The organism is Agrobacterium sp. 16-2014-1-2a, assembly GCF_053522705.1.
On record NZ_JBNWBX010000001.1, the window covers coordinates 450304 to 474598 of the forward strand.

The following is a 24295-nucleotide window of genomic DNA, read 5'->3' on the forward strand; positions in this document are numbered from 1 at the left end:
TGCCGATATCAGAAAGTGTTTGACATGCCAAACCGGAAACGCTGTTCCTCGTCGTAGTCTTCCTTGGCGATCGGAACCGCATAGTCGACGCGGATCGGGCCGAAGGGCGATGCCCACATCACGCCGATACCGGCGGATGCGCGGATGGAGTTGTCATCCTTCACGCCTGCGCTGTTGGCAACCTTGTTGCCGTACAGCGTACCGGCATCGACGAAACCGGCGAGACGGAGGCCGAAATCTTCCGGAACACCTGGCATCGGAGCCGTGACTTCAGCAGAAGCCGCGAAGTAGGTCGTGCCGCCGATGGAGTCGGAACCGATACGCGGGCCAATACCATCATTCTTGAAGCCGCGAACCTGACGACCACCGAACTTGAACTGATCGAACACCAGCAGATTGTCGCCCGTCGGAACGACGTGACCCGCCTGACCGGTGAGCGAGCCGATAACATCGTACTCGTCCGAAAGCGTGTAGTAGAAGCGCGCCTTGGCGTAGATCTTGTAATATTCGGAATCGCCGCCGAGGCCTGCAAATTCGTTCGTCAAGGCAGCCTGCCAGCCTTCGCGCGGCATGTTGCGGTCGTCGAGCGTATTGTAGTTCAGCGTGTTGGAGATGATGGACTGTGTCCAGTCACCGCCACGGATCAGAGCCTTATAGGGCTCGGCAAGATTGCTGCCGGTTTCCCAATCGCCCTCACCGTCGTAGTTGAGCTGCTTGTAGGTGTACTTGAACGTCGTCGAGAGGTTCTCGGTGATCGGCGCCGTCACGCGCAGTGCGAAGCCCTGCTCGTCGTAATCGTAATAATCTTCGCTGCGGCTCTGGCTCTTGAACAGGTCGAAACCTGCGGCCAGACGGTAACCAAGGAAATACGGCTCGGTGAAGGACAGCGTGTAGCTGCGTGCATCGTCTTCACCCGCACCGGCGGCGAGACGAATGTACTGGCCACGACCGAGGAAGTTCTTCTCTTCGATCGATGCTTCAAGCAGCACACCGTCGTTCTGCGAGTAACCCGCACCGATACCGAACGAACCTGTCGACTGATCTTCCACGTCGACAACGATGACGACGCGATCAGGCGCGCTGCCGCCGGCAGTCGAGACATTGACCTTCGAGAAATAACCGAGCGCTTCAAGGCGGCGCTTCGCAGCCGTGATGACCGTCTGGTTGAAAGCATCGCCTTCGGAAATATCGAACTCGCGGCGAATGACGTAGTCACGCGTACGCGTGTTGCCACGGATTTCGATACGCTCGACATAGGCGCGCTCGCCCTGATCGACGATATAGGTCACACCGATGGTGTTACCAGACATATCGCGGTCGCCGCGCGGCGTTACACGGGCGAAAGGATACCCCTCACCGGCAACGCGCTTGGAAATCGCTTCCATGCTCTGCTGGACTTCCTTGGCGCTGTAGCTAGCGCCCTGGCGGGTTTCCACGAGACCCTGAAGCTCGGAGCCGTCAATACCCGGAACAGTCGATTCGACTGCGACATTGCCGAAGTCGTACTTCTTGCCTTCGTCGACCGTGATGGAGATGGTGTATTCGTTCTTGGACTCATCAAGCACCGCGTCGGACGACACGACCCGGAAGTCGGCATAACCACGGTTGTAGTAGAACTGGCGCAGCGCCTCTTCGTCGGCGCGCAGCTTGTCCTCGTTATAGACGTCCTTGCGTGTCAGGAACGACAGCATGTTGGACTTCTTGGTATTGATGACAGCGGCCAGACGACCGTCGCTATAGGAATTGTTGCCGACAAAATCGATGCGGCCGATCTTCGTGCGCTCGCCTTCGTTAATGACGAAAGCGATGTTCACACGGCCCTGACCAACGGAAACGGTCTGGGTGGTGATTTCGACGTCGCTGCGGCCGATCGCGGAATAGGCTTCCTTGATGCGCGCGATATCGGCAGTAACGATTGCCTGATTGAACGGGCCGAGCGGCTGGGTCTGCACGACGCCAGCGAGCTTGTCGTCCTTGATCTTGCGGTTGCCGTTGAAAACCACCTGATTGACGAGCTGGTTTTCGTTGACAGTTACAACCAGCGTGCTGCCGGAAACGCGCATGGAGACATTCGAGAAGTAACCGGTGGCGTAAAGACGCTTCACCGATTCATCGATGTCCGAATTGGAAAAGTTCTTACCCGGCGCAATGGTGATGTTGGAGCGTACGGAGTCCGCACCGGATCTCTCAGCGCCGCGAACATCAATCTTGCTGATGACGGCTGCATTCGCAACACCAGCAGAGGCAAGCACGCCGAGGCCCGCAACCGAAGAAACACCAGCAGACAGCGCAACCGCCGACACCGCGTTCAAAAATCTTGAACCAGCCTTCATTTCAATTCTTACCTTTTTACGTTGTCCCTCAGCGGGCGGAACCCGACTCCGGCCATGTGCGTCGTTTTACCTGCTTTTCCCCTACAAGCAAGTCAGAACGTTAAATTCTGTTTACTTCGTGATCCAGAGTGGCGCATTCGCCACTTCGGGATAAAAACAGGGTAAACAATCGACTAACAAAACCGTTAAAACACTATCCTCAGCCAATCAAGCTGCTGATATCATTCCATGTTGCAAAAACCATAAGCCCCAAAATCATTACCATGCCGATACGGAACGCAACCTCCTGCGCACCGGCACCAAGCGGTCTGCCGCGGATGGCCTCGATTGCATAAAACACCAGATGTCCGCCGTCCAGAACCGGCACAGGCATCAGGTTCAAAAGACCGATCGATACGGAAAGAACCGCTGCAAGCTGGATGACGGCCGAAATACCGAGCGTCGCCATCTGACCGGAAGCTTGTGCGACGCGGACTGGACCGCCCAGTTGATCGGCGTTCATGCGCCCGGTCACGAGGTTACCGATGTAGTTGAAAGTACCGGTGATGACGTGGCCCGTTTCACGCACGCCCTCAAGCAGCGCCTCAGACGGCGAATACTCGATGTGGCGGAAATTGCCGCTGTTCTGGTCGGTGACAATGCCGATGATGCCCATTTCCAGCTTGTTGCCGAACTGGTCCGTAGTTTCGGTGCGGGTCGGAACCATCGGCAGCTTCAGCTCCTCGCCTGCCCTTTCGACGGTCACGGTGATCGGCGTACCCGGACGGATGCCGACATAACGGCGTACGTCCTCGAACGTCTTGACCTTTTCACCGTCGATCGCAACGAGGCGGTCACCGGGGTGCACGCCGGCGGCCGCAGCCGCGCTGTTTTCACGCACTTCCGCCACGACCGGATCGGCAATCATACGGCCATAGACACCGAACAGGACCGCGAAGATGAGAATGGCGAGAATGAAGTTGGCAATAGGTCCGGCAGCAACCGTCGCCGCCCTTTTCCACAGCTTAGCGCCGGAAAGCGTCTGCGCCCTCTCCTCAAGCGACATGTGCGACAGGCCGGAACTATCCGGCTTGCTGGACGCATCCTCGTCGCCGAAGAATTTTACGTAGCCGCCGAGCGGTATGGCGGAAATCTTCCAGCGCGTGCCGTGCCTGTCGGTAAAGCCGATCAGCTCCGGGCCGAAACCGATGGAAAAGGCCGTGGAGCGAATGCCGCTCCAGCGGCCGACAAGGTAGTGGCCCATTTCATGGACGAAAACGAGCAGGGAAAGTACGAGGACGAAGGGCACGATATAGCCGGTCAGAAAACCGGTCGCCGCCATTACTGTGTTCATGACAATCTGCCCTTTATTTCATGACCTTGCGTGCCGCTTAAAAGCCCGGCAACAGGCCGCCGCCCGATCCGGGCACGTCGCCGGTTGCCGCCGCATGCACGAAAGCAATGAGGAATACCGTAAAGCAGGCGAAAACAAGACCGTCAACCCGGTCCATGAAGCCGCCATGGCCGGGAATGAGATGGCTCGAATCCTTGACCTGAAAACGCCGTTTCACGAAGGATTCGAAGAGATCGCCTATCTGGCTGAACACCGAAAGAATGAGAGCGAGCCCAAGCAGCAGCAGGCTGATCCTGCCGTGATAGGCAAGAGACACCGCGCCGCCGCCGATCAATGCGGCCACCGCTCCGCCGATAGCGCCTGACCAAGTCTTGCCCGGTGAAATCGACGGCGCAAGCTTTGGCCCGCCGATGGCGCGCCCGACGAAATAAGCGAGAATATCCGTTGACCAGACGACCGCGAAAATGAACAGGATGGCGACGAAACCGGTCAGCTCATCGCCGCGAATGGCGGCCAGCGATATGCCGCTCAGACCCGCATAAACGATGCCGCCCACCAGCCACCAGTTTCTGCCACGCAAGACAGGAAAAAGTGCCGCCGTTAGCGTGAAGCCAGAGAGCAGGGGCAGGTCGAGCGAAGGTTCGCCGAAAATCGTGTTGCCGGCGATGACGGCAACCGCAAACCAGCCCCAGGCATTGCCGGTGGAATTGGTTTCCGACATGCGGGTGATTGTCGCCCATTCATAATAGATGAGGATCGCCAGCAGACCGGCCACGATGCGGAACAGAATGCCGCCATACCAGGTCGCAGCCAAAATGACCGCCGCCATGACGATTGCGGATATGATCCGCAGTCTGAGTTCACGGCTCATCAGGCGCCTGCCACGGCAACCTGCTCGGCCAGAGCGCCAAAACGGCGATCACGCGTTGCATATTGCTCGATTGCGGAAAAAAACCGCTGACGGTCGAAGTCGGGCCAATATTCGGGAACGAACAGGAACTCGGAATAGGCAGCCTGCCAGAGCAGGAAGTTCGACAGCCGTTCCTCGCCGCTGGTGCGGATGATCAGATCAGGATCCGGTATGCCTGATGTATCAAGTCTTGCCGAAATAATCTCCGGCGTGATCGATTCTGCATCCAGCCGGCCTTCGGCGACATCGCGGGCAATAGCCATTGTCGCGCGGGCAATCTCGTCGCGGCTGCCGTAATTGAAGGCAATCACCAGCGTCAGCCTGGTGTTGTCAGCCGTCATGTTTTCCGCTTCTTCGAGAAGACTGCGGATATCGTTTTTCAGTCCCTGCCTATCGCCGATGATGCGCACACGCACGTTTTCGCGGTGCAGTTCCGCAAGGTCGCGCCTAATGAAAGCCTTCAAGAGCCCCATCAGGTCGCTGACCTCGGATTCGGGCCTGCGCCAGTTTTCCGACGAGAACGCGAAAAGTGTGAGGTAGCGGACACCGCAGTCGCCGGCCGCACGCACCGTTTCGCGCACAGCCTCGACCCCGCGGCGATGCCCCATCACGCGCGGAAGACCGCGCTGTTTTGCCCATCGCCCATTTCCATCCATGATGATGGCGACGTGCTCGGGTATTGAGGAACGTGTCGTCGTCGGCATATCGATCCAGTAACAGGCAGCGCGGAATTAAAACGAATAAAATACAGGTCTATCGCAAGCGATACTAGACCTGCATGATTTCCTTTTCCTTCTCGCCAAGCAAGCGCTCAATTTCCGAAATCGTGTCGTCGGTGATTTTCTGCACTTTTTCCGACTGTCCACGGCTTTCGTCCTGACCGATATCACCGTCTTTTTCGGCTTTTTTCAGACCATCCATGCCATCGCGACGCACGTGACGAATCGCCACCTTGGACTTCTCGGCGTAGTCATGAGCTACCTTGACGAGTGATTTGCGGCGCTCCTCGTTGAGTTCTGGCAACGGGATACGCAGGTTCTGACCATCAACGATCGGGTTGAGGCCGAGATTGGATTCGCGGATGGCACGGTCGACGGCGTTCACCATCGACTTGTCCCAGATGTTGACGCCGAGCATGCGCGGCTCCGGAACCGTGATGTTTGCGACCTGGTTTAGCGGAACGCGCGAGCCATAGGCCTCGATGGTCACCGGATCGAGAATGTTGGCCGAAGCGCGGCCGGTGCGCAGCGATGCGATATCGCTTTTGAATGCATTGATGGCACCATCCATGCGGCGCTTGATATCGTTGAGGTCAATACCACTCATCTTGATACTCCATCTCTATCGGCCGTGGCGGCCGGAATACGCCACAGGGGCGACATCGTTTTTTGATTATTTGTCGTGCACGATGGTCTTGCGGCCGCCGCCGGTCAATATCTGCGCAAAACCGCCCTTCTCGTGGATCGAGAAAACAATGATCGGGATGTGATTCTCGCGGGCAAGCGCGACAGCTGCAATATCCATGACCGCCAGTCCCTTGCCGAGCACTTCGCTGTGGGTCAGCTCGTCGAAACGGGTGGCTGTCGGGTCCTTTTTCGGATCGGCGGAATAGATGCCGTCCACCTGGGTGCCCTTGAAGATCGCTTCCGCGCCCATTTCCGCGGCGCGCAGCGCTGCAGCGGAATCGGTGGTGAAGAAGGGGTTGCCCGTGCCGCCGGCAAAAATCACCACGCGGCCCTGCGCCAGATGGTGGAGCGCTGCACGCTGGGAGAAGCTCTCACAGATTTCCGGCATCGCAATTGCGGACAGAACGACGGTGTCAATGCTGAGCTTGCGAAGGGAGGTTGCGAGCGCCAGCGCGTTGATGACGGTGGCCAGCATGCCCATATGGTCGCCGGTAACGCGATCACCGCCCTTGGACGCCACGGCAACGCCGCGGAAGATATTGCCACCGCCGACGACAACGCCGACTTCAACGCCCATCGCCCTCGCCTCGGCAATATCGGAGGCGATACGGTCTGCAACCGCCACATCGATACCGAAACCCTGATCGCCCATAAGAGCTTCGCCGGAAGCCTTGAGAAGAACACGTTTGTAGATCGGCTTGGAAGACATCATGACTCCTCGGAAATGTAACCGAAACGCGGATACACGAAGGGCACCGCGTTGTCACGCGATGCCCTCCCGTTTTCCCAAGATTGGGTAAATATAATCAGCCCTTGGCGACTGCGGCGACTTCTGCTGCGAAATCGCTTTCTTCCTTTTCGACGCCTTCGCCGAGCAGCAGGCGAACCATGCCCGTCACTTCGATGGCAGCACCGGCTTCCTTTTCAGCTTCCTTGACGGCAGCGCCGACAGTGATGTCGGGGTTGATGACGAAAGCCTGCGACAGAAGAGCGACTTCTTCGAAGAACTTGCGCATGCGGCCATCAACCATCTTTTCGATGATGGCTTCCGGCTTGCCGGATTCACGGGCCTGCTCGATGAAGACGTTGCGTTCGCGCTCGGCCACGGCTGCGTCAACTTCCTCGGCGCGGATGGCGAGCGGGTTGGTTGCAGCGATGTGCATGGCGACCTGGCGGCCGATGGAGCTCAGAACGGCCTTGTCGCCGACCGACTTCAGGGCAACGAGAACGCCAAGCTTGCCGATGCCTTCGCCGGCAGCATTGTGGATGTAGGTCGCGACAACGCCGTGCTCGACTTCGAGTGCTGCCGAACGGCGCAGTGTCATGTTCTCGCCGATAGTGGCGATCGCGTCCTTGATGCTGTCGGAAACGGACTTGCCGGTTGCCGGATAGGTGGCGGCGCTGACTGCTTCAACGGTGCCGTCGGTGGAGAGCGCTACCTGGGCAATGCCGCGAATGAGATCCTGGAACGCGTCGTTGCGAGCAACGAAGTCGGTTTCGGAGTTGAGTTCGACAACAACAGCCTTGTGACCCATGGTGGCGACGCCGATCAGACCTTCGGCAGCCGTACGGCCAGACTTCTTGTCGGCCTTTGCGATGCCCTTGGCGCGCAGCCAGTCGATCGCCGCTTCCATGTCGCCATTGGTTTCAGCAAGAGCCTTCTTGCAGTCCATCATGCCTGCGCCGGATTTCTCGCGCAGTTCCTTCACCATTGCGGCTGTGATTTCGGTCATAGTTTGCCTCTTATCGGTTCGATCGGTCAGCCGGCTGAATTCGCCGTGCCGAAGTTCTGGGTGATGAGTGTACCCGGCCGCACACCCTTTGAAACCGCGACGATTTCAGGAAAGGGGCATGCGCATTCCCAAGTGCTGCGGCGTCTCCATACATCGAAACGATGGGTGCCGCTCAAGTGTGACAGCGTTATGAAGGCTGCCACCGGATTTCATCCGCATCAAAACGCCAGAGACTTCACCGAAGCCCCGACGGAGCGGTTTGAAACGAACAAGGCCGTCAACCCATTTAAGGTCTTTGACGGCCTTGTCATATCCTGGTCGAGGAGACGGCGACACGAAATCGCCGCCAGACAGGGCCTATATCAGGCGCCAGCCTCGTCTTCGAGCGCGGGCTCGATCGGAGCTTCTTCCGAAGCGCCGATGTCGCGGCCGGACGAACCCTGCTGACGCAGGATGCCGTCGATGGCGGCGCGGGCGATCAGGTCGCAATAGAGCGAGATGGCGCGCGATGCGTCGTCGTTACCCGGGATCGGATAGTCGATGTGATCCGGATCGCAGTTGGAGTCGATGATCGCAACGACCGGAATGCCAAGACGCTTGGCTTCTTCGATCGCGATCTTTTCCTTGTTGGTGTCGATGATGAACATCAGGTCCGGAACGCCGCCCATATCGCGGATACCGCCGAGAGCCTTTTCAAGCTTTTCGCGTTCGCGTTCGAGGGTCAGACGCTCTTTCTTGGAATAGCCGGTGCCTTCCGAGTTCAGAATCTCGTCAACCTTGCGCAGACGCTGGATCGAGTTGGAGATCGTCTTCCAGTTGGTCATCATGCCGCCGAGCCAGCGGGAGTTGACGTAATACTGGGCCGAACGCTTTGCGCTGTCGGCGATGATTTCAGACGCCTGACGCTTGGTGCCGACGAACAGAACGCGGCCGCCACGAGCAACGGTGTCGGACACGACCTGAAGGGCGCGCGACAGCATCGGAACGGTCTGAGCCAGGTCGATGATGTGGATGTTGTTACGGTCGCCGAAGATGTACGGCTTCATCTTCGGGTTCCAGCGATGCGTCTGGTGACCAAAGTGAACACCAGCTTCCAGAAGCTGACGCATAGAAAAATCGGGCAATGCCATGCCTAGTTACTCCTTTTCCGGTTTAACCCCCGCGAAGCGAACAGCGCCGATTTTCATCGACACCACCGGGCGGAACGGACCGGATTTCTCCCGGAACATCCCAAGCTTCGCGTGTGGAATGGTGAGGCGCATACAGTCGCCTCAGATAAAAAGCAAGCATTTCTGCGAAAAAACCGCGCAAACGGTCCGTCTTTTAGCGAACCGGCTTGTTTTCGCAGGTTTCCGGCTTGAGGATATCAAGCTTCGCGAGCTTGCCGGTCAGAACGAAATCGCCGTAATCCATCGTCAGATCGCGGGTGATTCCGTTATCGTAAAGCTTGAACGACATGCGGTAGATCGGCAGGGCGTCGGTGCCGGTCTTGTCGTTGTAATAAGCGATCGTCACCGGCCAGAACGCGGCTTTGCCGAATTCGCCCGCCTTGCCTGCCTCGGCATCGCCGTCCTTCGGCATCTGCGCCTTGCCGACAAGCGTCGAAGTGATCAGGCTTTCATCGCCGTCATCCGAGCCGTCGAAAATACGGGATTCGAAGATGCGCTTTCCCTGCTTGGCGTTTTCAATGACCTGAAACATGTGCTCGGTCGGAAATTCGCTGGCCACGAGATCGATCTGACGGGGGTCCGGGCGGGTCAGATCAACCTTCACACCCTCTTTGTTGTCGATTGCAGCGCCCTGCACTTCCTTGTCCAGCTTGTCGTCGGTGTAGGACTTGGTCTCGAAGGTGAACTTCTTGGCCGCCAGGTCCTCGAAGGTCGTCGTCTGCTGGTCGGTCATGCGGACCGCGTCGCCGGTGTTGATCTGTGTTACGAAACGGAAATCCGTCTTGTAACCCTGACAGGCAGAGCCGGTGAATTCATAGACCATGCGGCCCGTCATGCCCTCGATACCGGAACGATCCGTCGCGTCCTTGAGTTCGAGATCGTAGACGGCGCGATGGGCGATGAGGTCCGGAACCGTGACGGGCAAGGCATTGGCACCGTTCGACAGGCCGGTCATGAGCCCTGTGGCGGCAACGAAACCAAGCGTCCTGACAAACATTCAATATCTCCTGTTGGACTCGCTGCTCATATTGTACAAGCAACCGCCCGGCTTTTGGATCAACATCTTCTGAATGCCGGATTCTTGAAGGATTTACAACAAAACCGGAGACGAAAATGTCTGATGTCATCGAAGGCCGCCTCAAGGAACTGGGCTTTACTCTTCCCGTAGCGGCAGCACCTGCCGCAAACTACGTTCCGTTCACCATCAGCGGCAATCTTCTTTATGTATCGGGTCAACTGCCGATGGAATCAGGCAAGATTGCGGTGACTGGCCTCGTTGGCCGCGATGTTGACGTTGCAACCGCCCAGCGCGCCGCCGAATTATGCGCCGTCAACATTCTCGCACAGGTCAAGGCTGCCTTGAACGGCGACCTCTCGAAAATCCGTCGTATCCTCAAGCTGAACGGCTTCGTTGCCTCGGTTCCGGAGTTCGTTGAACAGCATCTCGTCATTAACGGCGCCTCCAATCTCCTCGCCAACGTTCTGGGTGATGCCGGCAAGCACGCCCGCGCCGCCGTCGGCATGGCCTGCCTGCCCTTCAATGCCGCCGTCGAGATCGACGCGATCGTGGAAATCGACGTATGACCCTTAAACTTTCCTGGCTTACCGCCCAGCCCGTCGCCCATCGCGGTTATCATGACCTGAACAAGGCGGTCTGGGAAAACACGCTATCCGCATTTTCGCGCGCCATCGACGCTGGTTTTGCCATCGAATGCGACGTGCAGCTGGCCGCCGATAGCGTGCCGGTGATTTTTCACGACGACGACATGGCCCGGCTGACGGGTATCAAGGGCGACGTGCGCGAACATACCGCCAGTGAATTGTCTCTGCTTTCGGTCGGTCAGACCAAGGACCGCATACCGACGCTGAAACAGCTTCTGACGCTATGCGCCGGCAAGGTGCCGCTGGTGATCGAACTGAAAGGACGTCAGGGCGAAGGCGTCGATGACGGGTTTGCCGAAGCGGTGCTGGAAGATCTCGAGGGCTACAAGGGCCAGGTGGCTCTGATGAGCTTCGACCATCACCTCCTCAGAGACCTGAAGGCTGCAGGTTCGCCCTGGCCGCTCGGCCTTACCGCCGAAGGCGCCAAGCCGGAAGACTTCTTCAAACACGACGAGGCGATGCAGATCGGTGTTGATTTCATCTCCTATCATTGGGGTCATTTGCCCAATAGTTTCATCGAGGCGCAAAGAAAACTTGGGCTTCCCGTGATTACCTGGACTGTCAGGGATGAAAATGCGCGCGAGACTACCTATAAATATGCAGACCAGATGACATTCGAAGGTTTCGACCCGAGAGAGAACCCCTCCGCCACGGCATGACAGAAGACTATTCCATACGCGTTGCGCAATCCCTGAGGGATATCGATCCGGACAGCTGGAAACGGCTTTCCGGAACATCACGCAATGTGTCAGGAAAACCGTACAATCCTTTCATTTCCCACGCATTTCTATCCTCGATGGAAGATTCCGGATCCGCCACTGCCAAGACCGGATGGCTTGGGCACCATCTGCTTCTCGAAAACGCGTCGGGCGAACTCGTCGGAGCCGTTCCGGCCTATCTGAAGAACCACAGCAAGGGCGAATATGTCTTCGACCATGGCTGGGCGGATGCCTTTGAGCGAGCCGGCGGCCATTATTATCCGAAGCTGCAATGTTCGGTGCCGTTTACGCCGGCGAGCGGGCCGCGGCTGCTGGTATCCGAAACCGAAGACGAGACGCGCTTCAAACCGCTTCTGGTATCCGGCCTTGTCCAGGTGACGGAAAAGATCGGCGTTTCTTCCGCGCATGTCACGTTTCTGGAAGACGCCGACCTATCCGCGCTTCTGCCCCGGGACTTCCTGCACAGGACCGATCAGCAGTTCCACTTCATCAATGACGGCTATCGCGATCACAACGATTTTCTCGATGCCCTTTCATCGCGCAAGCGCAAGGGGCTGAAAAAGGAACGTCGGGCAGCGCTGGAAAATGGCATCGAGATCGACTGGTTGACCGGAAGCGACCTGACAGAGGAGATCTGGGACCAGTTCTTCGCCTTCTACATGGATACCGGCAGCCGCAAATGGGGACGGCCCTATCTGACGCGGGAATTCTATTCGCTGATCGGCGAGCGCATGCCTGACGACGTTCTGCTGGTCATGGCCAGACGCGAGGGACGCTATATCGCCGGTGCAATCAATTTCATTGGCTCGGATGCGCTTTACGGCCGACACTGGGGCTGTATCGAGGATCATCCCTTCCTGCATTTCGAGGTCTGTTACCATCAGGCGATCGATTTCGCGCTGTCGAAGGGTTTGAAGCGGGTGGAGGCGGGTGCGCAGGGTGAGCACAAGCTGGCGCGCGGTTACGTGCCGGTCACCACCCATTCAGCGCATTTCATCGTTCATCCGGGTCTGCGCCGCGCCATTGCCGATTATCTTCAGCGCGAGCGTGAAGAGGTCGAACATATTGGCGACTATCTGGAAGACCACACGCCCTTCCGCAAGGGTGAGCGACAGGAGCACGAGCCGGATACATAAAGCTGTCGCGATCTTTCAGATTCGCTGCCCACGCTTTATGCCTTTGTTTCGTCGCATGTCGTTATCGCAAAACCGCTACACGCTTTTAGGCGACATGCTTTAGTCCGTTACGAGGAGAGACCACCGATGACCGCCAGCGCCTATGATGCCAACAATATCTTCGCGAAAATCCTGCGCGGCGAAATTCCGAGCCACAAGCTCTATGAAGACGAGCATACGCTGGCTTTCATGGATGTGATGCCGCAGGCACCCGGCCATCTTCTGGTCGTTCCGAAAACCGGCTCGCGCAATCTGCTCGATGCCGACCCGCAGGTGCTGGCAAAGACCATTGCCGTGGTGCAGAAACTGGCAGTCGCAGCAAAGGAAGCCTTCGACGCGGACGGCGTCTTTATCGCCCAGTTCAACGAACCGGCGGCTGGCCAGACCGTGTTCCACCTGCATTTCCACGTCATTCCGCGCAAGGAAGGCGAGCCGCTGAAGCCGCATTCCGGCGCTATGGCCGATGGCGAAGTGCTGAAGGCCCATGCGGAAAAGATAAAGGCAGCGCTTGCCTCGTGATGTTTGCCAAGACGCCCAAGCGTTTGGCAGAATGGCGGCATCCGCACACCGTCACCCCGGAGCTTATCCGGGGTGCGGCGCGATCCAGTCCTTGATCGCGCAATATTCCTCTCGGCGCAGACGCGCCTTGGCTGGTTGCCGGATCTAGTCCGGCATGACGACCGTGGTGCTTATCATCATTCCACGGGACGGTAGGCATTCCTCTCCGGCCAGGGCCAGCCTTCAAGCACCGCCATATCCGGCCGGAATATCTCCACCTTCAGGGGATAGCACGGGACCGCGTCGCTCGAATGGCTGGCACCACAATCGCCGCCGGGGCAAGCGGAGAGCGCGCCGATGAGATCAATTTCCGCGAAGAGTTCCAGATAGTCGCCCGGCCGCACCGGGCTTGCCTTCATGAAATACTGATGCGTATCGCGGGTGAAACCCGTGCACATAAAGACGTTCAGAACATCGTGTACATGCGGTTCCGCCTCGCCGAATGACAGGCCTTTGGCCGCGGCGAGGGCATTGGTGAGGTTCGAATGGCAGCAATGGTGATAGTCGCCGCCGCTCAAAAGCTTGTTGGTGTAGGGATCGCACCGGGTGCCGATCACATCATGCACGCCACCGCCATCTTCATCCCAGCCATACCATGACAAAGTATCATGGGTGATGGTCGCCATCGGTCGCAGGGACGGCAGATTGCTCCACAGGTGGTTGCCTACGGAAACATGGGTCGCATGCAGGGCGCGGGTTTTGCCGCTGAAAAAGCGCTCCGTCAGATCATGGGCATTCCAGAGGTTCAAATCCCCCACCTGCGGGCCTTCGGTGCTGACGATGCGGAAAAAGTGTCCCTTCGGAACATTGAAAGTGCCGCCCTCGCGCGGTGGCACGATGACTTCGTCTATCTTCACCATGGCTTTTTTAGCCTGTTCAAGACGCGCCAGGTCCGGTGTCTGAAGTGTGCCGTTCGGATAAACGACGACGGGACGGACGGCGCGGCGCGCGGCGGCATCAATGGGTTCGGCGGCGGACACGGGGGTCATGAAATCCTCGGATGGATGAAAATGTGACGCGAAATTGCGGTATGAATGGCGTGATGACAAGACGGGTTTTTCTTGCGCTCAGAGCAAGTCTGACTTAGCCTCGCAGCATCATGAAACTGCCACCGCTCGCCACCCTCCGCGCGTTTGAAGCTGCGGCCAGAAGGACAAGTTTTTCCCTGGCCGCGCAGGAACTCGGCATGACGGCGACGGCCGTAAGCCAGCATGTGCGCAATCTGGAAACATGGCTCGGCGCGCCGCTTTTCGAGCGCCATGCGAGAGGCGTGAGACTGACACCGGCGGGTCAGGAATTCGGCATGACGGTTTCGTCCGGCTTGGGGCAGATCGCTTCCGGTGCGGAACGGATCAGCCGGGGCCGAAACCGCATCACCGTTCGTCTGGCCAGCCTGCCTTCAGTAGTTGCGCATTTTCTGACACCCCGCCTGCCCCGTTTCCGCGCGCTCTATCCAGACATACAGGTGTCAATCAGCTATTCCGGCAGGAATGAGACCACGCAGCCCGATCTCAGCATCACCCACGGCCCACGCCCTGCGCAAAAAGCCGTGGCGCTTTTCAGTGCCGAGACGCGCCCGACATGCGCACCCGCTTACGCCACGAAGTCCGGTCCCTTCGACGATGTATCAAGCCTGCGGCGGGCTGAATTGCTGCATGACGCCACCGAGACGGCATGGCGGGACTGGCTGGCGACTGCTGGCCTATCCCTGTTCCAGGGCACTGGCCCAATCTTTGCCGACTTCAATCTGCTCGTGACCGCTCTCAAGGCGGGACACGGCATCGGCCTTTGCCCGACAGCGCTTCTTCGCGACGAAATCGCCGACGGTCAATTGACCGTGCTTTTCGATCGGGCGGCCGATGCGGACAAATATTACTGGTTGATTGAAGCAGAAGAGATGACCGCATCGGCCCGACTCCTGTCGGACTGGCTTGTCGATGAGGCGCGCGAGAGCGAAAACCGGGACGATTACTCCGCCGCGACGACTTGAGTCGAAGCGCGAGCCTTCTCTCCGTTTCTTTCCCTTACCGAAAGCCACTTGAGCAGCCAGGCTGAGGCTGCACAGACGATTGCAAACGCGACGAGACCGCCGAAAACATCAGACAGATGATGACCGCCTTGAACGAGAACGGCGGGCAACATCAAGATATTGATCGGCAAGATCACCGCCATCACCAACCAGTGACGTGGAACGAACCATACAGACATCGCCGCCATTAAGATATGAAACGAAGGGAAACCTATTAGTCCCAGCACGTTTTTGGGCGAAAGGTGAACAACCCCTTCCGTTATCAGGCGGTTCAACTCCTGCCCGTACGCATTATCAACCGCCAAGGGGATGGTCTGAGAAGCCCATTGCGGCAGTTGCACATAGGCGGATGGCCCAAATGACGGGAAAAATATCCAGAAGATTATACTTGCAAAAGCGCCCAGCACTCCCGTTACAAGGAAGTGGTGCAACATCCGCTCCTTGCCTGTAAAACCAAGCGTAATAACGATCACCAGAAGCTGCGGCAGCGACGTCGCATAAACGAAAAACAGGATCGTTCCGATCCACGGATGTGTCGCCGCCCAAGTGACGATGCCCATCCAACTATAACCGAAGGCTGCATCCACACGGAAAAGCACATGATCGATTGCCGGGAACGCGACAGGCAGGAACATGTAGTTAAAGACGGACGCGACAAGCGTAAAAAGAATGAACAGTCCGCCTGCGATTAGCGCGGCAGCTATGCGAAGATCACGCCCGCTTTTGCGATAGAACTGACCGAGAATAAAAACGCCGGCGCCCATCGATCCGCATAATAAATATCCGGCGTAGTCAACCCCGATGCCTTTGACAGCGATCAGTACCGTATCGATAACGAATAAGATGGTGATAAAGCCAAGTACAAAACGCTCTGCCGCAAAGAGTCGCATGGAATAGCCGCCCCGGTTCCAATCGACGGGACAGTAGGGTATTTAGCTTAATATTCATATAAGGAAAGTATTATAAACAACCCACCGGCCGAGAGCCAGATCGGCGCGGCCACGCCGGCGATAAAGCGATTGCCGGTCGCCAGGAATGCGATGAAACCGAATGTCGCCGCTCCGATGTGCAGCCACAGTAGCGATGCCTCCACGAGATGACCACATCGCCCCGGCTTCTGTCGGAACGGCTTGTTGCGGAGGCGCGCGAGTACGAAAACCGGGGCGATTATTCCGCCGCGAAGACTTGGGCAGGAACTGCTGCCGCCTTGCCGGCCCGTTCCTTTGCCGACAGCCAGTTGAGCAGACGGCTCGAGGCTGCGCAAACGATAACAAAAGCGAAGAGGCCGCCAAAAATATCCGAGAGATGATGTCCGCCCTGAACGAGAACGGCAGGCAGCATCAAAAGATTTAGCGGCAAAATCACCGCCATCACCAGCCAGTGACGCGGAACGAACCAGACGGACATCGCCGCCATGAAGATGTGAAACGACGGGAAACCGATCAATCCCAACACGTTTTTAGGGGTGAGATAGCTTACGCCTTCCTGCCCCAATCGCATCAGTTCCTGTCCATAGGCAGGATCGACCGCCATTGGAATTGTCTCGGTGACCCATTGCGGCAGATCCAGATAGGCTTTAGCGCCGTAAGTTGGAAAAAATATCCAAAAAACGATGCTGGCGAGAGCGCCAAGCACACCCGTTACCAGAAAATGGTGCAGCATCCGATCCTTGCCGGTAAAACCCAGCATGATGACGATCAACAGCAGTTGCGGCAGCGACGTCGCATAGACAAAAAACAAGGTTTTGCCGATCCACGGTTGGGTAGCAGCCCAGATGACAACATCCCGCCAGTTATAGCCGAGCGCGGCATCCACGCTCAACAACAGGGGATCGATCGCCGGAAACTGAACCGGCAGGAACATGTAGTTAAACACAGAGCCCGCCAGCGAAAAAAGGATGAACAGCCCAGCGGAAACAAGTGCAGCCGCTATGCGAAGATCACGCTCGCTTATCCGGTAGAACTGACCAAGAAGAAAAACCCCGGTACCCGCCACCAGGCACAGAGAATATCCGGTATAGTCAACCTCAATGCCCTTCGTCATAATCAATGCAACATCGACAATAAATAATATAAAAATTACATTCAGTACAAAACGTTCTGCTATAAATAACTTCATAGAATTTACCCCAGACGCCTTCAGCGGAAATCTAGGTCATTGGCCTTAATATTCGGATAAGAAGAGTACTAAAAACCGAGCACAAACAACCCGGCTGCCAAAAGTGCGATGGGCACAGCCACGCCGACAATGACACGCTGGCCGGCGGCCAGGAACGCTGTGAAACCGAGTGCTGCCGCGCCGATGCGTAGCCATAGCGGTGAAGCTTCAAGCGTTCCGGTTGGAAAGACGATCAGCTTGGCGGTGACGGCCATCACGAGCGCGGTGGCGACTGCCCTCACCCAGTATAGCGCCTCGGAATCCTCCTTCAGCCGGTTGCCGGCGAGCACGCCGAGCCAGCGCCAGAGATCGGTCGCCAGCCAGCCAGCAATGGCGATGAAGAGATAGGGCGCCCACCACTGTTCGGTCATCATGGTTCGCTCTCCGGTGAGACGGGAACGATCTTTCGACGAAAGACGAAACGGTCGATCAGATAAGCCACCGTGCCGCCACCGATCCCGGCATAGAGAATGTCGAATTCCGGCGCGATTAACGCAAAGACCGGCCCCGCGATCACACCGATGATGAAGGCGACCTTGACGACGGAATGGCGGGCGGTCGCCCAGATCGACGCTATGAAATAGACAGGCGTCAGAAAAAACAGCACGCCTGCGACAAGCGGTGGAAAAGCCGCGACGACGCCGTAACAAAGGCCGACAATGATAGCGTTGACGACGGTAAGGGTAATGCCGAAACCGGCAAACCACGCAGCCCGTGCTTCGCGCGGTATCTTGGAAAGATTTTGCGTGGCGAAGACCCAGGCGGTGATCGCCACGAAGTGGGAGAGGAACAACAAAATCCATGTCGGCGTTTTTGCGCCACGCATCTCCGGAACGATGGAGGCAACCATGGGCATCATTCGCACCGATGACAGCGTCACCGCCAGAAAACACGCGGCAAGATTGGCGCCGCCGACCATCGAGCCGATCAGGATCATCTTGGCCGGCAAAGCCCAGATAACCAGCGTCATAAACACCGCTTCCCCACGTTGAACGCCCGATTCCAGCGCGAAGGCGCTGAAACCGACGAAGGATGTCATGAGAATAAGCGAGGGCAGCGAGAATATGCCCCGCATTCCCCTGAAAAACCAGCCGCGCAGGGGGATGGTATCGCTGTCTGCTGATTGCATTGCTGGTCCACTAATGCATGTCGTCCGAAAGTGCGCAGCGGTTTCGGAATGATGAGAAAAATAAAGCGCGCTTCACGAATCCGGTAAAATGCGACGCGCTTCAGGCATGAAAATGCCGGGCTTTCGCCCGGCACCGTTTGTCGGTCGGAAGACCGTTATCATTTCTTCTTCGGCACCTTCGGCACCGTATTCGCCTTGCGGCGCGGCTTGCTATCCTCGTCGGGCTTGCTCGCCTCGGCAACCAGAACATCCGCTTCCTCATTGGCAATCGCTGCCTTCGAGGCGGGCTTCGCCTTGGCCTTAGACGCCTTGCCCGGAGACTTGGCAGCATTGAGCTCTGCTTCCGGCTTCGGCTTTACCGGCGCTGTTTCCGGCAGAACCTCGAGCTTGAGGCCGTCGGAACCATCGTCCTTCTTGCCGACGGTGACGCTGACGACACCGCCCTTCTTGAGCTTGCCAAAGAGGATTTCGTTGGCGAGCGGCTTCTTGATGTGTTCCTGGATCACGCGCGACAGCGGGCGAGCGCCCATCTTTTCGTCGTAACCCTTTTCCGCCAGCCAGGAGATCGCGTCTTCGTGCAGATCGAAGGTGACATTCCGCTCGGAGAGCTGCGTCTCGAGCTGCATGACGAACTTCTGTACCACCTTGTGGATAACGGCAGTCGGCAGCGGCGAGAACGGAATGATCGCATCCAGACGGTTGCGGAATTCCGGTGTGAACAGGCGATTGATCGCCTCTTCATCCTCACCCGTGCGTCGCGAAGAACCGAAACCGATGGCCGATTTCGCCATTTCGGAAGCGCCCGCATTGGTCGTCATGATGAGGATGACGTTGCGGAAGTCGATCTTCTTGCCGTTATGGTCGGTCAGCGAGCCATGGTCCATCACCTGCAACAGGATGTTGTAGATGTCCGGATGGGCCTTCTCGATCTCGTCCAGCAACACCACGGAATGCGGATGCTGATCGACGCCATCGGTCAAGAGACCGCCCTGATCGAAGCCGACATAACCGGGAGGTGCACCGAGCAGACGCGAAACGGTATGGCGCTCCATATATTCCGACATGTCGAACCGCAGCATCTCGACACCGAGCGAGGCGGCGAGCTGCTTGGCCACTTCGGTCTTGCCCACGCCGGTCGGGCCGGAGAAGACATATGAGCCGATCGGCTTGTTCGGTTCGCGCAGACCGGCACGTGCCAGCTTGATGGCGGTGGCCAGCGCCTCGATGGCGATGTCCTGACCATAAACGACCGAGCGCAGTTCCTTTTCGAGGTTGGCGAGAACCATCTCGTCATCCTTGGAAACGGTCTTCGGCGGAATGCGGGCCATCGTCGCGATGGTTGCTTCGATTTCCCGTTCCGTGATCAGCTTGCGGCGCTTGGACGCCGGAAGCAACATCTGCGCCGCACCGGTCTCGTCGATTACGTCGATCGCCTTGTCCGGCAGCTTGCGGTCGGAAATGTAGCGGGCCGACAATTCGACAGCAGCCTTGATCGCTTCGTTGGAATATCTGAGGTGATGATAATCCTCGAAGTAGGGCTTCAGGCCCTTCATGATCGCGATAGCATCATCGATCGACGGCTCGTTGACGTCGATCTTCTGGAAGCGACGCACCAGCGCGCGGTCCTTTTCGAAGAACTGGCGATATTCCTTGTAGGTGGTCGAACCGATGCAGCGGATCGCGCCTGACGACAGCGCCGGCTTCAACAGGTTCGATGCATCCATTGCGCCGCCAGACGTCGCACCCGCACCGATGACGGTGTGGATTTCGTCGATAAACAGGACTGCGCCGGGATATTCCTCGAGCTCCTTGACGACCTGCTTCAGGCGTTCCTCAAAATCACCACGATAGCGGGTTCCGGCCAGAAGCGTGCCCATGTCGAGCGAGAAGATCGTATCATTGGCCAGCGCTTCAGGCACCTTGCCTTCAACGATACGCTTGGCCAAACCTTCGGCGATCGCCGTCTTGCCCACGCCCGGATCGCCCACATACAGCGGGTTGTTCTTGGAGCGGCGGCAGAGGATCTGGATGGTGCGGTTGACTTCCTCATGACGGCCGATCAACGGGTCGATCTTGCCGTTTTTCGCCTTTTCATTGAGGTTGACGCAATAGGCCTTCAGCGCATCCTGCTGTTTCTTGGCGGATGAGCCTTCTTCCTCGGGATTGCTGCGTGCAGCCTTGGGGTCGGCCTCCGGCTCGTCTGCGCCACGCGGAGCGCGGGTCTGCGATGTGCCCGGACGCTTGCCGATGCCGTGGGAGATATAATTGACCGCATCGTAACGGGTCATTTCCTGCTCCTGCAGGAAATAGGCAGCGTGGCTTTCGCGCTCGGCGAAAATGGCCACAAGCACGTTTGCTCCTGTCACTTCCTCGCGGCCGGACGACTGAACATGAATGACAGCCCGCTGGATAACCCGCTGGAAGCCAGATGTGGGCTTGGAATCCTCGTCATAACCGGTCACTAGGTTGGTCAGTTCGTTGTCGACATAATCGCTGACAGTCTTGCGCAGCGCATCGAGATCGACATTACAGGCGCCCATCACGGCAGCGGCATCCGCGTCGTCGATCAGCGCCAGAAGGAGATGTTCCAGCGTCGCATATTCATGGTGACGCTCATTTGCAAAGGTCAGTGCCTGGTGCAGCGCCTTCTCGAGACTTGGGGAAAAAGTTGGCACGTTGCGATCCTCATTTCTTTTCCATGACGCATTGCAGCGGATGCTGGTGCTGTCGGGCGAAATCCATGACCTGGCTTACTTTCGTCTCTGCGACCTCATATGTAAACACCCCACATTCTCCTACGCCGTGCTGGTGCACGTGCAGCATGATGCGGGTAGCCGCTTCGCGATCCTTCTGGAAAAAACGCTCCAGAATATGAATGACGAACTCCATTGGAGTGTAATCGTCATTCAGTAAAAGAACACGGTACAAATTCGGTCTTTTCGTCTTTGGCTTGACGCGGGTTATAACGGACGTTCCGCGGTTCGTACCGCCGTCTTCCCCGTCGCCCTCGCCCTGCATGTAGATCGGCTCAGCGATCATCTTTCATCATTCTCCAAACCGTTCTCAAACCGGCAGTCATCACCAGGAGGGAGAACTTCGCCTCCACATATCTAGGTCGTTAAGATCGGATTTTAAGCCCCCTGTGAAACGGTGCAATCACTATTGCGTTTGCGAAGAGGCAAACCTTGGGAAAAACAGGGGGCTTGCCATAGCACTGCTGGAAAGCGCGGTGCTATCCGCCTTTCCTGACGTGGTTTCAGCCTTGACGCCAAGCGCCTGCAAGGGAATCGCGAGCAACAGCGGACCTAATCTCACGCCCGCGCCATCCGCCGTCATTCCTTGTTGTCGAGCATTTCGCGAACGGCGATCGCCAGCTGTTTCAGCGAGAAGGGTTTTGGCAGGAAGCCGAACTTGGCATCCGCCGGAAGGTTTTTAGCAAACGCGTCCTCGGCATAACCAGAAACGAAGATGAATTTCAGGTCGGGATAGGATTTGCGCAATTCCCTCAGGAGTGAAGGACCGTCCATCTCCGGCATGACGACGTCGGACACGACGATATCGACCTTGCCTTCCAGCTCTTCCATCACCTCCAGCGCCTCGACACCCGAACCCGCCTCATGAACGGTGTAACCACGGGTTTCCAGCATGCGCTTGCCGCCGCGCCGTACTGCCTCCTCGTCCTCCACCAGAAGCACGACGGCGGAGTTACCGGTCAGATCCAGCGGCTCTTCCTTCACCGGTTCGGGCAGAGCCACAGGGGCAAGTGCAGCTTCACCGGGCTGCTGGCCCGGAACGTGCACCACTTCCACCACGTGGCGCGGCAAATAGATGCGGAACGCAGTGCCTTTGCCCACTTCCGATTCGGGATAGATGTAACCGCCGGACTGCTTCACGATGCCATAGACCATCGACAGGCCGAGACCGGTGCCCTTGCCGACATCCTTGGTGGTGAAGAACGGCTCGAAGATTTTGTCCATGATCTCCGGCGGAATGCCGGTTCCGTTATCGGCGACCTCCACCATGACCATGTCTTCCGCCGGGACTTCCGGCCGACCGAGCGCTGCGGCTTCATCCGCATCCACATTGCGCGTGCGGATGGTGATCTTGCCGCCATCGGGCATGGCATCGCGCGCGTTGACGCAAAGATTGATCAGCACCTGCTCAAATTGCGACAGGTCGGTCTTCACCGGCCAGAGATCGCGGCCGTAATCCACTTCCAACTTGACATTGGTGCCGGAAATCAACCGGTCCACCAGCATGCGCAGGTCGCCGATAACGTCGGTCAGGTTGAGGATCGCCGGGCGCATCGTCTGTTTGCGCGAGAAAGCGAGAAGCTGTCGCACAAGCACCGCCGCGCGGTTGGCGTTGCGCTTGATCTCCATCAGGTCGGCGAAGCTCGGGTCTGCGGGCCGGGCCTGCAACAGCAGATGGTCTGATGACAACAGGATCGCAGTCAGCACATTGTTGAAATCGTGGGCGATGCCGCCTGCCAGCGTGCCGACGGCGTTCATCTTCTGTGTCTGCGCCATCTGGGTTTCGAGCGCCTTCTGCTCCGTCACCTCGATCGCATAAACGATTGCCACCTCTTCGGGCGCCTCGTCGTCCTGATCGATGACGGCATTGACGTAGAAACGGAAATGGCGGCCCTCGTCGCTCGGATGGCGGGAATCGAACGGGGCGATATCGCCCTGCCGGTCCTTCGCCTCGGCCAGCGCCTGCTCAAGCCTGGGTTTCTCATTGTCGTGGATGATGGCCTCGAGGGCAACGCCGCGATCGATATCGTCACGCCCGACGACGCCGGAGAACAGCTTGAGGAATGGCGCGTTGATACGAAGAATGCGGCCTTCGCCGTCGAGCGAGGCAATCGCCATCGGCGTATTGTTGAAGAAACGCGTGAAGCGCATGGCGGACGAGGATTCCGTATCCTCCTGCCCTTTCGGACGCATCAGAACAATTGTCCGGCTTTCGCCGGGCGCGCCGTCCTTCGAGGTAACCTGATGCACGAGGCGGGCCGGCATGCTCTGGCCGTTGACCCGGCGCATGTCGAGATCGAGAATCTCGGTGCGCTTGGCTGAACCCTGCGGATGGACGGATTCGATCAGCGCCATACCCTCGCCGGCGACGATGTCCGACACAGTCATCGAACCGGGCGAAAATTGCGCGAGATCGATGCCGAGCCATTCGGACAGGGTGGCGTTCAGATAAACGATCTCACCCTTGCGACCTGCGGAAAAGAAACCGGCCGGCGCGTGGTCGAGATAATCGATGGCGTTCTGCAATTCGCGGAAGAAGCGTTCCTGATCTTCCCGCTCAGGCGTGATGTCGGCGATCTGGAAGACGTGCAGCGCCTCGCCGCCCGCATCCTTCAGCACCCGACCTTTCAGCCGGTACCAGTGCGGCCCGCCGGAAGTGGCCTCCCCGAGCGGCTTGAGCAGACGGAACTCCTCGTAACCGTCACGCCCCTCCCGCAAAACATTGATGAGGCGATAGAGCGCCTCGGTCGATTCCCGGCTGCGCGAGAGCAGCGTCTCCAGGCTCTGGATATCGCTCGCCTTCGTGGTGCCGCTCATCCTGCAATAGGTGGCGTTGGCGTAGACCATATGCCCCTTGGCATCGGTGATCAGCGTGCCGTCCGGGTGCGCCGACAGGAAACGGCGGGCCAGCCCGTCCGATTGCGACTGCGGCATGACCTCGATGAAACCGATGATCGACGACACCAGAAAAAAGATACCCATCATCGCCAGCACGCCGAGAATGCCGAGCACGATTTCGTTTTCCAGCGAATCCTTGAAATAGACGAAAGCAGCGGCGGCGGCGATGAGCACCAGCGCCAGCAGCAGAATCCGCAGAACCGTGCCGGAACGGGCACGCCTGTCCACCAGCGGAAGGTCGTTGTCGCTTGTCTCGCGCACCCGTGTCATCTTGGCCTCGCAGTCCTGCAGGTCGTCATTCGGTCAGCCCTATTTCCTCAACGGAATCGGG

The 24295-nt window shown here is 58.0% G+C and carries 23 protein-coding genes; 5 read left to right on the forward strand and 18 right to left on the reverse strand.

Annotated elements, in window-relative coordinates; genetic code table 11:
* Window positions 1–8: 8 nt before the first annotated feature.
* From bamA to ACQZ45_RS02280, 10 genes are all read right to left on the reverse strand, one after another.
* Window positions 9–2333, reverse strand: a complete 2325-nt coding sequence (gene bamA, locus ACQZ45_RS02235; protein ID WP_019565536.1) for an outer membrane protein assembly factor BamA — start codon at window positions 2331–2333, stop codon at window positions 9–11.
* A gap of 199 nt (window positions 2334–2532) precedes the next feature.
* Window positions 2533–3654, reverse strand: a complete 1122-nt coding sequence (gene rseP, locus ACQZ45_RS02240) for an RIP metalloprotease RseP (RefSeq protein ID WP_162736174.1) — start codon at window positions 3652–3654, stop codon at window positions 2533–2535.
* A gap of 49 nt (window positions 3655–3703) precedes the next feature.
* Window positions 3704–4537, reverse strand: a complete 834-nt coding sequence (locus tag ACQZ45_RS02245) for a phosphatidate cytidylyltransferase (RefSeq protein WP_003512845.1) — start codon at window positions 4535–4537, stop codon at window positions 3704–3706.
* Complete coding sequence (locus ACQZ45_RS02250) at window positions 4537–5280, reverse strand: isoprenyl transferase (protein WP_113291498.1); 744 nt, start codon at window positions 5278–5280, stop codon at window positions 4537–4539. Before ACQZ45_RS02250 ends, ACQZ45_RS02245 begins: the two co-directional genes overlap by 1 nt.
* Window positions 5281–5344: 64 nt before the next feature.
* Entirely contained in the window at window positions 5345–5902 is a 558-nt protein-coding gene (gene frr / locus ACQZ45_RS02255; protein ID WP_003512840.1) for a ribosome recycling factor, read from the reverse strand.
* Between the two features lie 66 nt (window positions 5903–5968).
* Window positions 5969–6691, reverse strand: coding sequence for a UMP kinase (gene pyrH / locus ACQZ45_RS02260; RefSeq protein ID WP_003502561.1), 723 nt, complete (start codon window positions 6689–6691; stop codon window positions 5969–5971).
* 97 nt (window positions 6692–6788) lie between these two features.
* Window positions 6789–7715, reverse strand: a complete 927-nt coding sequence (gene tsf / locus ACQZ45_RS02265) for a translation elongation factor Ts (RefSeq protein WP_003512838.1) — start codon at window positions 7713–7715, stop codon at window positions 6789–6791.
* Window positions 7716–8077: 362 nt separating this feature from the next.
* Window positions 8078–8845 carry a 30S ribosomal protein S2 gene (gene rpsB / locus ACQZ45_RS02270; protein WP_003512836.1) on the reverse strand — a complete coding sequence of 256 codons (768 nt, stop codon included), beginning with the start codon at window positions 8843–8845 and terminating at the stop codon, window positions 8078–8080.
* 6 nt (window positions 8846–8851) lie between these two features.
* Window positions 8852–8977 carry a hypothetical protein gene (locus ACQZ45_RS02275; protein ID WP_003512833.1) on the reverse strand — a complete coding sequence of 42 codons (126 nt, stop codon included), beginning with the start codon at window positions 8975–8977 and terminating at the stop codon, window positions 8852–8854.
* A gap of 61 nt (window positions 8978–9038) precedes the next feature.
* A complete protein-coding gene (locus ACQZ45_RS02280; RefSeq protein ID WP_003512831.1) occupies window positions 9039–9881 on the reverse strand; it encodes a cell envelope integrity EipB family protein in 843 nt (280 codons plus the stop codon).
* A 116-nt stretch (window positions 9882–9997) separates the two neighbouring features.
* On the opposite strand from ACQZ45_RS02280, the gene ACQZ45_RS02285 reads away from it, so the two are divergent.
* From ACQZ45_RS02285 to ACQZ45_RS02300, 4 genes are all read left to right on the forward strand, one after another.
* Window positions 9998–10468, forward strand: a complete 471-nt coding sequence (locus tag ACQZ45_RS02285; RefSeq protein WP_003512829.1) for a RidA family protein — start codon at window positions 9998–10000, stop codon at window positions 10466–10468.
* Window positions 10465–11205 (forward strand): glycerophosphodiester phosphodiesterase, encoded by a 741-nt coding sequence (locus ACQZ45_RS02290; RefSeq protein ID WP_019565532.1) that lies wholly within the window; start codon window positions 10465–10467, stop codon window positions 11203–11205. The genes ACQZ45_RS02285 and ACQZ45_RS02290 overlap by 4 nt, the downstream gene beginning before the upstream one ends.
* Window positions 11202–12401: a GNAT family N-acetyltransferase gene (locus tag ACQZ45_RS02295; protein ID WP_065688262.1), complete on the forward strand. Its 1200-nt coding sequence runs from the start codon at window positions 11202–11204 to the stop codon at window positions 12399–12401. The genes ACQZ45_RS02290 and ACQZ45_RS02295 overlap by 4 nt, the downstream gene beginning before the upstream one ends.
* A gap of 126 nt (window positions 12402–12527) precedes the next feature.
* A complete protein-coding gene (locus ACQZ45_RS02300; RefSeq protein WP_112752822.1) occupies window positions 12528–12959 on the forward strand; it encodes an HIT family protein in 432 nt (143 codons plus the stop codon).
* Window positions 12960–13135: 176 nt separating this feature from the next.
* On the opposite strand, the gene ACQZ45_RS02305 is transcribed toward ACQZ45_RS02300, so the two are convergent.
* A complete protein-coding gene (locus ACQZ45_RS02305) occupies window positions 13136–13987 on the reverse strand; it encodes an urea carboxylase-associated family protein (protein WP_065688261.1) in 852 nt (283 codons plus the stop codon).
* A 110-nt stretch (window positions 13988–14097) separates the two neighbouring features.
* On the opposite strand from ACQZ45_RS02305, the gene ACQZ45_RS02310 reads away from it, so the two are divergent.
* A complete protein-coding gene (locus ACQZ45_RS02310; RefSeq protein WP_113291497.1) occupies window positions 14098–14988 on the forward strand; it encodes a LysR family transcriptional regulator in 891 nt (296 codons plus the stop codon).
* Here ACQZ45_RS02310 and ACQZ45_RS02315 read toward each other — a convergent pair.
* From ACQZ45_RS02315 to cckA, 7 genes are all read right to left on the reverse strand, one after another.
* Window positions 14967–15917, reverse strand: coding sequence for a phosphatase PAP2 family protein (locus tag ACQZ45_RS02315; RefSeq protein WP_003512821.1), 951 nt, complete (start codon window positions 15915–15917; stop codon window positions 14967–14969). The genes ACQZ45_RS02310 and ACQZ45_RS02315 overlap by 22 nt on opposite strands.
* Before the next feature lie 277 nt (window positions 15918–16194).
* Window positions 16195–17145: a phosphatase PAP2 family protein gene (locus ACQZ45_RS02320; RefSeq protein WP_013636012.1), complete on the reverse strand. Its 951-nt coding sequence runs from the start codon at window positions 17143–17145 to the stop codon at window positions 16195–16197.
* A 68-nt stretch (window positions 17146–17213) separates the two neighbouring features.
* Window positions 17214–17558, reverse strand: a complete 345-nt coding sequence (locus ACQZ45_RS02325; protein WP_003512818.1) for an AzlD domain-containing protein — start codon at window positions 17556–17558, stop codon at window positions 17214–17216.
* Window positions 17555–18313 carry an AzlC family ABC transporter permease gene (locus ACQZ45_RS02330; protein ID WP_003512817.1) on the reverse strand — a complete coding sequence of 253 codons (759 nt, stop codon included), beginning with the start codon at window positions 18311–18313 and terminating at the stop codon, window positions 17555–17557. The genes ACQZ45_RS02325 and ACQZ45_RS02330 overlap by 4 nt, the downstream gene beginning before the upstream one ends.
* A gap of 158 nt (window positions 18314–18471) precedes the next feature.
* Complete coding sequence (gene clpA / locus ACQZ45_RS02335) at window positions 18472–20988, reverse strand: ATP-dependent Clp protease ATP-binding subunit ClpA (RefSeq protein WP_003512815.1); 2517 nt, start codon at window positions 20986–20988, stop codon at window positions 18472–18474.
* Window positions 20989–20998: 10 nt separating this feature from the next.
* Window positions 20999–21352, reverse strand: a complete 354-nt coding sequence (gene clpS / locus ACQZ45_RS02340) for an ATP-dependent Clp protease adapter ClpS (RefSeq protein ID WP_003512812.1) — start codon at window positions 21350–21352, stop codon at window positions 20999–21001.
* Between the two features lie 293 nt (window positions 21353–21645).
* Window positions 21646–24234, reverse strand: a complete 2589-nt coding sequence (gene cckA / locus ACQZ45_RS02345) for a cell cycle histidine kinase CckA (RefSeq protein ID WP_003512808.1) — start codon at window positions 24232–24234, stop codon at window positions 21646–21648.
* Window positions 24235–24295 lie beyond the last annotated feature (61 nt).